This is a genomic window from Bacillus sp. SIMBA_008 (assembly GCF_046535495.1).
In the GTDB taxonomy this organism is placed as follows: domain Bacteria; phylum Bacillota; class Bacilli; order Bacillales; family Bacillaceae; genus Bacillus; species Bacillus subtilis.
Window position 1 is genome coordinate 128258 of the sequence record NZ_JAWRWL010000002.1, and the last position, 13367, is coordinate 141624.

Sequence of the window (13367 nt, forward strand, 5' to 3'; positions counted from 1 at the left end):
AAATGCATCCATAAACGAATTGGCTGCCGCATAATCGGCTTGTCCAGCGTTTCCTAAACATCCCGAAACAGATGAGAAGAAAATGAAAAAGTCCAATGGGAAATCCTTGCTGCATTCGTCTACATGTAACAACCCGCTCACTTTTGGCTGCAATACTTCTTGAAACTCTTCATTCGTTTTATGAATGATGAAGTGATCTTTAATGCTGCCTGCACCGTGAATAATTCCATTGAGAGTGCCATATCTTTCTTTGATTTCCTCAAAAAGATGATGAACCGCATGCTGATCACTTACATCAGCCTCTCGATAGACAACCTCCGCTCCGATGCTTCGAAGAGCCTCCAGCTCGTTTTCCTTATCCTCACTTAAAACAGATCGTCCCGTCAGCACAATAGTAGACCGGCCAGTTCGATTGGCAATGTCCTTTGCAAACAGAAGGCCTAAGCTTCCTGCTCCGCCTGTGATTAGATAAACACCCTCGTCTCTCCACGGCATGTGAAGCGTATCAGCTGAAGGAAGCATCATTTCCCTCCAGCCTTTCACAAAACGGTGTCCAGCCTCATATCGAATCTGTTTGTCAAATGGTCTCCGGCTGTCGTCTTTCAGCTTGAGGTGAAGGTCTATCATCTCTTCAGGTTTCTCAATTTCGATGACCTGAGCAGTCAGTTTGCTGAACTCTATTTCTGCTGTTTTAAACAGACCAGAAACGCCGGCAAACAATTGCTTCTCTTTTTCCAGCGGAACAATCGCTTGAATGATGATACGGCCTGCAGAAAGCTCACGGACCTTGCTTTGCAGGAGTTCAAAAATGTTCTGCGTGTAACATTGATAACGTTCAGCAATATGTCCTTCAGCTTCATTCAGAGTAATCACACGGACATCTTTCATGTGGGAGGCTATGCTGTCTGTGACACTTCGTTCAGTTTCGAAGAGAACAATGATATGCTCCGTGTACGAAGGATCTTCGTCCTCTCGTTCTTCATTCTGTTTTTCCCACACCGGTTCAAGCATTAAGCGTTCGTGCCGTGATGAAGGCTTTGAAGGATGAACCTCTCCTTCTAATACTCTCGTTGAGAATCCTTTGATCCTGACACATACGCTTCCACTCTCGTCAATGACATCAATATCCGCTTTCTGGACAACCCCTCCGGAGCGGTCGCTGTCACTTAAGCGAGCATAAGCCCACATAGAAGAAGAACAGCCTTTGATCACCTCAAGCTCCTCAAGCGCAAATGGCAAAATCAGCTTTTGATCCGTCAATTCCTTCATGATGCATATTGTTGCTGTCTGCAAGGCGGAGTCCATGATACTTGGGTGCAGCACAAACTGTTCATTCGTTCCAGAAACGATTTCTGGAAGCTGCAGCTGCGCCAAAACCTCTCTGTTTCCTATATTCACATTCTTAATTCCTTGAAAGGCCGGACCATGGAACATTCCTCTGCTTCTGCCTTCTTCGTAAAATTGATCAGGCGATATCTTTCCTTTGCCGCAGCGGCGTGACATTTCAGCGAGATCTGCGACTGGCGTTTCGGCGGAAGATGCCAGCTCCGCACTGCCTTGACTATGAATAACAGGGTCGTCCCCGTCTTCCTGTGTACTGTAAATGTCAAAGGTGATTTTTCCATCTTCTTCAGGAAAGAGACTGATATCCACTTGAGCTGAATGTCTGTCAACCACAACAGGCTGAACCCAGACTGTATGATTCAATCTGATTCTGACATCTTGGCCAAATTCACTTCCTGCCGCCTGGTTTATAGCCGCGTACGCCATTTCAAGGTACGCAACACCAGGAAGCACAGGCTTTCCTCTTACCACATGGTCTCTCAGGAAAAATTCGTCACCAGTGAAAACCGAACTGAATTTCTGTTCAGAAAAATCAGATGTATTCTGATGAAGCAATGGATGAATAGAGCCGATCCCTGTCTGATTTCCGGATATCTGCGCCACCGGTTTGCGGTCATCCTGCGACGGCCAGTATCGTTCCTTTGCAAATGGATAAGTCGGCAGACTCATTCTGTTTGGGCGCTCACCCTTGTAAAGCTGCATCCAATCTATATGTGCTCCCTTGCTCCACATTTCTGCAAGCTTGTTTACCTTTCCTTTGGCCATCCACTTACGTATGAGTTCAGCGCTGTCCTCATCCTCCGTCAGCCATGAAACCTCCCTGGCATTGTGCTTACTTCCTTGAAAACAGCCTTCAATCGCTGTTTTTCCATTGATAAAATCTGTGAGCCTCTGTTTTAACTCATTTACATGATCGGCAATAAAGACAACGCGATGCTCCATCGCTTCGCGCCCCACCTGAAGGGTATACGCAAAATCAGGCAGCTGGCTGTTCTCAAGCCCTCTTCTTTCCAAATAGGCCAGAATGTCTTCTGCATACTCTTGCAGCCTCTCTTTATTTTTCGCCGAGATCGGGACGATGCAGGTTCCGTCTATCTTTCTCTTATCTGAATCCCTTTTGAATTGTTCAAAAATGGCATGGGTATTTGTCCCGCCAAGCCCGAACGAGCTAAGTGCAGCCCTGTGCGTTTTGATCTCACGGCTTAACGTTTTCTTTTGATCGACGACGTAAAAAGGAGAGCTGGCTAAGTCTGTATTTGGATTCGGCTCCTTATAATTGATACTCGGTGCAAGCTCTTGATGATAAAGACTCATCACGACCTTAATGCAGCCCGCAAGACCGGCGGCTGTATCTAAATGTCCGATATTGGTTTTCACCGACCCAATGCCGCAAAATTGCGTTTTATTTGTATATTGCCTGTAAACGTTTGTTAAAGCCGCCAGCTCGATCGGGTCCCCCAGCTTCGTTCCGGTCCCGTGTGCTTCTACATAGCAGATGGATTCAGGCTGTATCTTCGTTTGATTCATGACCTGTTGGACCACGTCAGCCTGGCCTTTAACGCTTGGAGCATAAAAGCCGACTTTGTCAGCGCCGTCGTTATTTACACCAATGCCTCTCAGCAAGGCATAGATATGATCCCCGTCCTTTACAGCATCAGCTGCTTTTTTCAGCAATACAACAGCAACACCCTCACCGCCTATCATTCCGTCAGCTGAAGCGTCAAAAGCTTTAATATGTCCATCACTCGAAAAGTTCAGCCCCGGCTGATGCACATATCCGATATTTGACTCGGTATGCAGCGTTGCACCGCCAACTAAAGCATAATCAGATTCACCCGACAGCAGGCTTTTATAGGCAGAATGCAATCCAATCAGAGATGATGAGCAGTTGGCATGAACGAAATAGCTTGGCCCTCTCAGCCCGAGCTTATGAGAAATCATTGTCGGAATCGTCCCACTCTGTGCAAGCACCCACGAAACATAGCCGTCCGGCGTCTCCAGGCTCTCTGTTGTATCTGACGGTAACAGCGCGCGATAAGAATTATTGCTTGCCGACATAAAGACACTGGTTTGCGGAATCTGTCCCGCAGCATAACCGGCATCTTCTATTGCTTTCCACGAATGAGTCAGCAGCATCCGAAGCTGAGGGTCCATAAATTCAGCGTCTTTAGGAGAGATTTGAAAGAAGCTTGGATCAAATCTGTCTTTCCCCTCAATTGAAGCTTTAGCCGGGACATAGTCGGCATTCTCCGCTATCTCCTTTGAAATGCCAAAGCGCTGAAGCTCTTTTTTACTGAAAAACGTAATGCTCTCCTTGCCGTCTCTGAGGTTCTCCCAAAATTCATCATGATTTTTTGCCCCTGGAAATTCACACGATATGCCAATAATCGCCACACTATCGTCATAATAGTCCGGGAGATCACTCATCTCGGTAGACTGATCTTCTATATGAGCTGGCGGTTCTATCGGCACATGGTCACTTGCGCTCATTCGCTGTTCAGTGATGTACTGGCTGATATTATTAATCGTTGAATACTCAAACAGGTCTGTGACAGAAAACTCACAGGATAGTTCATGTTTGATGCGATCAGCCACAGTGACCGCGAGAAGCGAATCCCCGCCCACATCGAAAAATCCGTCATCCCATTCAATGTCACCCGTTTTCAGCACTTCCTGCCAAATGGTAAAAACAGTATCCTGAATGTTCTTAGGAGAGGTCTGCCTTTGCTTTAGCTGCTCCCCTGATAAATCGATATTCTTAAGGCTGTTTCTATCTATCTTTCCGTTCGGGGTTAACGGCATATGATCAAGCTGAATAAAATAAGAAGGCACCATATAGGCAGGCAAAGCGTTTTTCACAAAATGACGCAGTTCTCTCGCTGTGAGAGAAGCATTTGCATGTTTAGCTGTATAATAGGCAGCCAGGTTATCCATATCTGCGACCACAACGCATTCCAGAATGCCGGGATGCTCACTAAGCCTGCTTTCAATATCACCAAGTTCAATACGGAATCCGCGGATTTTTACTTGATTATCGATGCGGCCTATATATTCAATTCGCCCTCCCGGAAGCCAGCGGGCCATGTCTCCCGTTCTATAAAGCTTAGACCCAGGCTCAAAAGGGTTGTCAATGAATCTCGAATCCGTTAATTCTTCCTTTTTGTAGTAGCCCTTCGCCACACCGTCTCCTGCAATGCATAGCTCACCCGGGACACCTGCCGGCACTGGCGCGAGCTGAGAATCCGTAATATAGATTTGTGTATTGGCGATTGGCCTTCCTATCGTGGCATGAGAGCATTCATCGTTAATGCGCTGAACCGCTGACCAGATAGTTGTTTCGGTTGGCCCGAACATATTCCAGGCTTCGCTGCCCGTATCTAAGAAATATCGTTTTAATGTCTCAGGCAATGCTTCGCCTCCGCATAAAATTTTCACGCTCTCTTCATTTTCCCAGCCTGAATAAAAGAGCATCTTCAACGTAGCGGGGGTTGCCTGCATCACTGTCGGTTTGATCGTGCGGATGTCCCGTTTCAGCTTTTCAACGTCTTTTGTATGCTCCGTTTGACAAATATAGCAGTGTGCGCCCTTTATTAAAGGCAAAAATAATTCCAGAGCTGCGATATCAAAACAGTAGGTTGTGACAGCAAGCATTTTATCCTCTGCCGTAAGACCTGGTGTTTCCCCCATCGAAACGAGAAAGTTTGTCAAAGCTTTATGCGGTATCATGACACCTTTTGGCTTTCCTGTGCTGCCGGATGTATAAATGCAATATGCCAAGTTCTCCGGCGTGACAGTGCGTGTAAGCACTTTTCGATCAGAGGCTGTTTGAGCAATTTCATCCCAATCTTGATCTAAAAGAGCTGTTGTGACACCGTTCCAACTCAACGTATTTACTAATTCCGATGTCGTCAGTGTAATGAAAACTTCACTGTCCTCAAGCATGTATTCTAATCGTTCAGCCGGATAGGACGGGTCTAGCGGCACATACGCTCCCCCAGCCTTGAGGATCGCTAATAAACCCACTAGCATGTCCAGCGATCGATCCACATAGATCCCCGCCAGACGGTCAGGACCCACTCCATGCGCCTGCAAATAAATGGCCAGCTGTGTGCTTCTTTCATCAAGCTCCCGATACGTCAATGTTTGACCTTCATAGCTGACAGCCGCTCTATCAGGCGTCTTTTTCGCCTGCTGCTCAAACAAATCATGAAAAGTTATATATGGATACGTTTTTCCTGTGGCGTTCCATGTTTTGAGAATCATCTGCTTCTCTGCCTCAGGTAATAAAGAATACTCTTTTAAAGGCTGAGAAGGATTCAACATCGCCTGCTCTGTTACATAAACAAAATGGTCGAACATGGCGGATATAGAAGCCGCATCAAACAGCCCAGTATTGTACTTGATGTTCAGCTCCATTTTTTCTTCTGTTTCCCACAGTTCAAATACTAATTCGTATTCGCCCTCTTGGTGAATATACTCAACGAAATCGACAGAAAAGAAGTCAGCATAGCGGCTCAGCAAGCTTTGATAGCTTCCGGATTGAAGAAAATTCTGATAGAAAAAAGCGGTTTGAAATACCGGTGAACCTGCTTGACTGCGAGGAATATTCAGATCCCTCACCATTTTTGGAAAAGGATATGCTGCATGATCAAGTCCATCCAATATCGTTAATTGCAATTTTGAAATAAAGCTAGAAAAAGTGTCTGCCGGGTTCAGCTCACTCCGAATCGGGAGCATATTGAGAAAATGTCCAATGGCATCATCAAATCTTTCTTCCGGCCTCACCATGGCCGGCATGCCGACGATCTGTTCTTTTTGGCCTGTGTAACGGCCAAGCAGCATCATATAGCAGCTTAAGAATACCGTCGTGACATTTACAGAATGCTCTTTCGCAAACGTTCTGACCTGATTCATGAAGCCGCTGGACAGCCGCCTGGTGTATGTATCCTCTCTAAACTCAGAGACTGAACTTGCGCTGACCTTAGGCAGCTGAAGATTCGGCAAAGTTCCCGATAGCTGTTTCTGCCAATATGTACGATGCTTCACACCGTCTTTGCCGGCAAGCATGTTTTTCTCCCATGCCGCAAAATCATGATAAATGGCAGGAGAAACAGCTTTTTCCGGCTGCTGTCCTTTTAAAAGAAGCTGATAGGTATCAAACAGACTGCGTATAAATGTGACAGACGAAACTCCGTCAAAAATCAAATGGTGAATGACAACTAATAAAAAATGCTCTTGTTCAGATCTGGAAAAGCTCATGACACGCACTAACGGGCTGTTTTCCTTTACATACGGTTCCTTTACTTTCTTTCTAAGAAAAGCAGGAATATCAGACTCTTTCATACTTGAGATGTTTTCTGTCTTGATTTCAATTGAAAGTGCTGGCTCATTTTTAAGAAATGGCACTCCGTCTTTCTCTTGGATGACGTGCTTTAAGATTGGGTGCTGAGTCAATACAAGGCCGAAAGCCTGCTGTAATGTTTCAAGGTGAAGCCCTGACGAAAATTTAAAACAGAGAGGTACGTGATATGCACTTTTTTCGGGTGACATTTTTTGCAATGTCCATAATCCTTTTTGAACCTCAGAGAGAGGCTGAAAAGTTGCCTGACTCCTTTCCGGTTCGGTTTTATATGTGTCCGTGCCCTTTTTGTCAGCAGACAAGCTGCTGAGGTCTTCATGTTCTGATAGATAGCTGGCTAAGCGTTCAATTGTAGGATATTGATGTATCTCTCTGGCTGTTAGTTTGATATGATAGTTTTTCTCGATCGATCGAATGAGCTTCATCATCTTGATAGAATTCACACCAAGACTTTGGATATTTGCATTTGGCTCCACCCAATCGCGGGAAACATGCAGCTCCTCAGTCAAACAGGTGAGCAGATGCTTCTGTATTTCTTCCCTTACTCTTTTCACATGGTCTGCTTGCTGTATCTCCTCATCCTGGACCGCATCGTTCATCCGATTGGGTTTATGTAGCAAGTGATCGAACTCTCCATTTTCAAATGAAGTTTTTAGCTGGGTGCGCTGGATCTTACCGATAGCCGTTTTTGGAATCTCTTCTTTTTGTACAGGCAGCAAATATTCCGGGGTGACTCCGATCACCTGTGAGACATGGGATTGTATGTTTCTAAGAAGCTGAGACATCTGCTCATCATTTAATTTTGCGGAAGTAACAAAGAAGATAGCCAGCTGATCTGTTGAATTCTGGCCCAGACGGACAGCGCAAGCAGCAGTATAAGAAGTTTCAATTTCAGATAATTCTTCAACTGCAGACTCAATTGCATGACTGTAATAATTAATGCCGTTAATGATAATTGCATCTTTCGTACGTCCTGTTATGGTTAAGCGCCCGTTTCGCAAAAAGCCAAGATCTCCGGTTTCAAACCAGCCGTCTTCTGTAAACACACTCTCATTCAAATCAGGCCGCTGGTAATAACCGCTAGTAACAGAAAGACCCGAGACTTGAAAACGGCCGATCTCGCCCTCTTCAACCAATTCATTATGGTCATTCACAATTCTCATAGAGAAGCCGGGGATTGGAGAGCCTATTTCAACAAAATGATCATCATCACTTGTTCCAGCCCGGGTAAATTCATGAGAAAAAATAACACCCGATGAAGTTTCGGACATTCCCCATGCAGGTCGGATGGCGTCAGCAGGCAGTCCATGTGGTTCTAAAAGCTCAAGTATTCTGCGCCCTACCTTGGCTACCATTGCTTCACCGCCATTGAGCATGTATCGCATTGAAGACAGATCCCATTTCCTATCTTTTATTTCTTCTACAAAATCAGTAACCAGACCAAACGCAAAATTCGGCGCCCACGTAACAGAAGCTCGGTAATGATCAATCCAATCCAGCCATTTTAACGGCTCCATTAAGATTGTTTCGCTTGAGACGTTAATTTCCTGACAGCCAAGATAAACATCCCGCAAATGCAGCATTCCGATCCCTCCGACATGGTCAAACGGCATCCAGTTAAACGTAATATCCTCTCTGGTGAAGCCTTGCATTTGAATAATCCCTTTCACCATGCTCATAATGTTACGATGATTAAGCATAACTGCTTTGGGCGTTCCCGTACTGCCTGAAGTCAGCAATAAAAGCGCTAAGTCTTCAGGACTGGATTGATGCCAATCTGTGTCCGCTTCAGCGCTGAGCAGATCCTCTACAGCAATTGCCCTGAACCCTTCAAGCCCTTGTTCTTTTGCCCAATCGAGCATTTCCTGGTGCATCCCCCGATCCGTAATCACCGCTGGCTTGTCAAGAAGCGTCCATGCGTCTTTCAGCTTTTGAGTGCCGCTGCTCGATTCAGCATACGTTGGCGGAACGGCTAATGGAGCCGGAACAACCCCTGTTAACACACACCCCCAGAACGCAGGGAGAAGCTGTGAATTGTCACCAAGCTGCAAAATCACGCTTTTTTTTGCTTTCAGGCCTGATTGGCGAAGCCCTTTTGCAATGCGCAGTCCATCATCCCATAATCGTCTGTATGATTGGTAAACTTCAGTTCCATCCGGCTGCAAATAAATGATTCCCTTTGTATCCCCAAGCTCCGCCGCAGTTCTGTATAAAACTTCAGGTATTGTTGCCGGCTGCTTTTCAGATATATGTAAAGGCTCACCATGACTGACAGAAGGATTAGCTAATATGCGGATATTATCATTATTTCTCATCACGCTGCCTCCATTTCACCTGCAAAATTTTTATATATATTTTCAGTTAATTACCATATAAACCTTTGATTCTACTTTTGACTTCTTCATGATGAAATGTTTTCTCATGCATCATCAATTCCTGTTCAATGACGCGTGGCAGCTGATCGCGAAGCGGGGCAACCAAATGATCTTTCAGTGTAACCAGTGAATTTCTCGGCTTTTCCGCCAGTTCTTGCGCCAGCTCCACTGCATAATCTAACACTTCTGCACGGGGCAGCACCTTAAAGGGAACCCCTCTTTTTTCAAGATCAGCTCCGCGGTAGCTGCCCGCATTCAATAATATTTCTTGGGCCAGGCTGAAACCCAATTTTTTAGGAACGATAAAGGTAGCGCCCATTCCAGGCGTAAATCCGTATTTCATAAAATTAGCCGTATACACGCTTTCTCTGCTCAAAATGACAATGTCAGCAAAGAGCCCCATGACAAAGCCGCCTCCAATTCCATGGCCCTGCATTGCCGCAATAACTGGAATCTCACAATCCAGCGCCAGAGAATAAAGATTGTCATCAGTGAACTTGGTCAATCCCTGCTGAATTCGAAGCAGTCCTTCTTGCGTTCCTCCTGAAGCAAAATAATTATCATATCCTGTCAAAATAACCGCTTTGTATTTGGGGTTCTGCCGTATGTATTCAAACGCTTGAATTAAACCGTCTGTAAGTTCTTGTGAAAACGCGTTTTTATGAGTGCGATCTTGCATCTTGACCTGAATAATGGCGGATTCAATTTCGATAAGCTCTACAACAGAATGCGTCATGATGTCCTCCTAACGGTTCTGATTGAAACGGTTACTGATCCTCCCATGGGAATTGTCCTGTTTCAACATACCTGATGATTCCCATTTGGTTTTGAGGATCAGAAAACATGTTTTGATTTGCAGTTAAAGCGGTGGCTTTCGCACGACTGACTTGATGATCAAGTGAGCTCATAAACTGTTTATAATGTGCGATTCCTTTTTTATTCAGCCTCCGCAAACGCAATAAATGCTTTCTCAGCAGCACGTCACTTTCAGCATCATAAGCATCTATTAACCCCCATTCACTGGCTTCCTGAACGGAAATCGGCTTTGTCATAAGCGTCATATAATGCGCTTTCTGCCGGCCGATACGGTGGATCAGAAACGGTAAAACACAAGCAGGGTACAGGCCGAATAGCAGCTCAGAGAGACTGAATGACGCCGTCTGATCAGCAATGGCAATATCTGTGGCAGATACAAATCCAATACCGCCGGCATTCACTTTTCCCCTGACATGCGAAATCGTGACATAAGGGCCGGTCTGCAATTTCAGCCACAAATCATAGAGAGGCTCTTGGGAGCTTGCCTGTTTTCTGCTCCTTTTCATTTCCTGATAGATTTCTTGAAAATCAGCTCCAAAACAAAACACCTCGGGAAGCCCCTCTAAAACGACAACCGTCACCGTTGATGTTTCACATTGATTTAACACTTGCAAGCATTCTTCTATCAGCGTGTCATTAATCGTATTATTCGCTTCAGGACGGTGAAAGGTAATATAGCAAACCGACGCTTGAAAGCGGACCTTTATCGTTTGATAGGTCACGAGATCCACCTGTACTTCCGATGAAACTCAGAAATTTCTTCTAAAAACAAGCGCGGCTTCTCTTGAGTGGACTGCATGATGCCCGGTATCATCTCAAAGTCCAGCTTTACATTGCGCGTCCCAAACCGCACCATCCCGCTCCCCTTAAACAATAGCTCATACTCTTCCATGGAGAGCTGATACCGGTGATCCAAATGCTTCTCAATACCAAATGTTCGCTGACGCTCCTGGCCTTGCGGAGTTGTAATTCCGCTGTAGAATTCAGAACAGCAGCCGGATCCATAGGAAAAACAGCCAATTCGTTTAGGCGAATCAAACCTCCCTTGGTCTATCGTGCTGGCCAATGCCAGAAACAAGGCTGCCCCCATAATATTTCCAACTCGTTGACAGTAGTTTAACCCTGGTTTTACCCGAGTTAAAAAATCCGTCTCAATCCCGGATGTTTTCACCTTCGCTACCCTACGCATCATTGTCCGGTGCGCGCCTTTCACCATCCCGCCAAAGGGCGTATGGTAAGCAAGATATTGAAACGTGTCCTGATAATTGGCACCCGGTACACGCTTTTGATATTCCAGAAAGGTCTGTTCGCAGCAATCCAAATATGACATTAAAGACAGATCAGAATCTCCCGCTTCACTGTCGGGAATGGGGCGGCACGTGTCCATCACTTCATAGCCGTAATAACCATTTGCTCCGGGATCTATCTGAAACACCTCGGGATTTTCGCCAACTAAAACGGCCACCGCTCCCGCTCCGGCGCTCGGTTCCGCATAAGACCAATCTTCGCTTAAAGCGTCTCCGCCCTCAGCGATTAAAAAACGTGAAATATCACTGGAGATAACCAGTGCTTTGGCACCCGGAGAAGTCTGGGATAATATAAAATTCACCGCCATCTGAAATCCCGCTGTCCCTGAATAACACGCCTGTTTAACCTCAAACAAACGGCAGTTGCGGTTGAGACCTAAATATTCATGGATATATGTACTTAACGATTTCCCAAAGTCGATCCCGGATTCAGAGCAAGTGATCAGCAATTCAATCCGGTCCTTCTCTGCTTCAGATAAAGCATCAATAATCGGCTTAGCTGCATTGACTCCGAAGGTCACGGGATCTTCATAAGGCAGTGCTACCGCTTTTTCTTTCATTAATAAGTTTTCAAATCTCGCAGTATCTAAGTGTCTGTATTTGGCCAGCTCCATGACATCAAGGTATGCCGTTCCGCCAAAGACATTCATCGCTTCTATTCCGGCTGAAACCATTTATGATTCGCCTCCACATTTCTCAATGTTTTGTATACAAACCGCGGTGTTCATTCCGCCAAACCCCATGCTTAAGCTCAGCGCATTTTTGATGCGGTATGAAATCGATTTCTCATTTACCCAATGAAAGGAATCATCGATTGGATGATCCAAATTCCTGCTCGGATGCAGGGCAGATTTTTTCATTTGCAGCAAAACAGAAATAATCTCTACGATGCCCGCCGCACTAAGCCCGTGTCCGGTTATCGATTTTGTTGCATTGATATAAGCATGGGAAAGCCGGCATGCACGGAGCGCCTTTAATTCTATTTCATCTCCAATAAAAGAGCCTGTTCCATGAGGATTAATATAATCAATATCTTCTGGTAAAAGCCTGGCACGCTCCAGTGCCTTCTGGATGACATGAATCTCTCCTTCTAATGAAGGATCAGGATTCCGGTTTCCGTCCAGTTTGATTGACCAGCCAGACAATGCTGCATAAGGTTTTAGACCTCTTCGTAAAGCCGTCTCCTTTCGTTCTATTACCAATGCACCGCACGATTCTCCATAGATAAACCCGTCTCTGTTTTGATCGAAAGGACGGCACGCATTTTCAGGTTCATCAGCATATTTGTCCGTCCCCATAGCGCCTAAAGCCCTTAGCGCCTCGCATTCCATATAAGAAAGATCCATTAAAGCACCAAGTGCTATGCAAGTATCAACTTCGCCTGACAGGACTTGCTGAATCGCATGAATGACTGCTAACTGGCCGCTGGCCGAAGCTCCTCCCACCGTATATGCTAATCCCGTGATGCCAAACTGATCTGTACATATCCCGCAAAGATCGCTGTCCATGAAAGACAGACCATACGCCGGAGAAATAAAACCGGAGCGGTCTTGATACCTTTCATAAACTTCAAAGTTTTCTCTCTGTTGAAAATTTGATCCGCCAACAACCAGTCCGATACGTGAGGAATCTGCATCGTCCAATTCAGCCTCCTCCCAAGCCTCTGTGAGAGTTACCAATGCAGCGCGGCTGGAGAATGATGCTTTTCGCAACATTTTTTTAGAGAGTCGGTCAGGATAAGACAATGACGCAATTTCGGCTCCGATAAACCGGCTGTCTTTTTGTCTGCCTGAACGCTTCATGACATCAAAGGCATGTCTGCCGGACAGCAGCGAGGAAGCAAAGTCCTCTTTCCCTTGACCGATAGAGGCCGTAACGCCTACACCGGTCACCACCACCTCAGGCAGATTGCACTTTGTCATAAAGCACCTCAGCTAATTCACCGATGTTTTTCACCCCGGATAGCTCAATGCGAGGGATTTTTAGCGATAAATCCTCTAGCACCATCGTGATAATTTCAGCTCTGTCTACAGAGTCAGCTCCTAGCTCAACTAACTGATCTTCAGGCTCAAATCTGTGTCCGTCTAATTCAGGAAGCACCTCGCAAATATTGGTGATTAGTACTTCAAAGATTCTCTGTTTATCCATAATGCGCTCTCTCCTTCA

6 protein-coding genes (1 of these 6 cut by a window edge) are annotated in these 13367 nt (G+C 45.6%); all 6 read right to left on the minus strand.

Going from position 1 to position 13367, the window contains the following annotated elements; translation table 11 throughout:
* Tightly spaced (at most 46 nt apart), the 6 genes in view from pksJ to SB658_RS06165 form a layout consistent with a single transcriptional unit that may run on beyond the window.
* Positions 1–9018, minus strand: partial view of a polyketide synthase PksJ gene (pksJ, locus tag SB658_RS06140; RefSeq protein ID WP_144500765.1) — the 5' portion only. Its footprint begins 6108 nt before the window's first position; only the first 9018 of its 15126 coding nucleotides appear in the window; it begins with the start codon at positions 9016–9018; its stop codon lies off the left edge, out of view.
* Between the two features lie 46 nt (positions 9019–9064).
* On the minus strand, positions 9065–9814 hold the full coding sequence (locus SB658_RS06145; protein WP_015715915.1) for a polyketide synthase: 750 nt from the start codon (positions 9812–9814) through the stop codon (positions 9065–9067).
* Positions 9815–9845: 31 nt separating this feature from the next.
* Entirely contained in the window at positions 9846–10625 is a 780-nt protein-coding gene (locus SB658_RS06150) for an enoyl-CoA hydratase/isomerase (protein ID WP_074794251.1), read from the minus strand.
* A complete protein-coding gene (gene pksG, locus SB658_RS06155; RefSeq protein ID WP_015715913.1) occupies positions 10613–11875 on the minus strand; it encodes a polyketide biosynthesis 3-hydroxy-3-methylglutaryl-ACP synthase PksG in 1263 nt (420 codons plus the stop codon). Before pksG ends, SB658_RS06150 begins: the two co-directional genes overlap by 13 nt.
* Positions 11876–13123: a polyketide biosynthesis malonyl-ACP decarboxylase PksF gene (pksF, locus tag SB658_RS06160; protein WP_003245287.1), complete on the minus strand. Its 1248-nt coding sequence runs from the start codon at positions 13121–13123 to the stop codon at positions 11876–11878.
* Positions 13101–13349: an acyl carrier protein gene (locus SB658_RS06165; protein WP_003231809.1), complete on the minus strand. Its 249-nt coding sequence runs from the start codon at positions 13347–13349 to the stop codon at positions 13101–13103. Before SB658_RS06165 ends, pksF begins: the two co-directional genes overlap by 23 nt.
* Between the last annotated feature and the right edge of the window lie 18 nt (positions 13350–13367).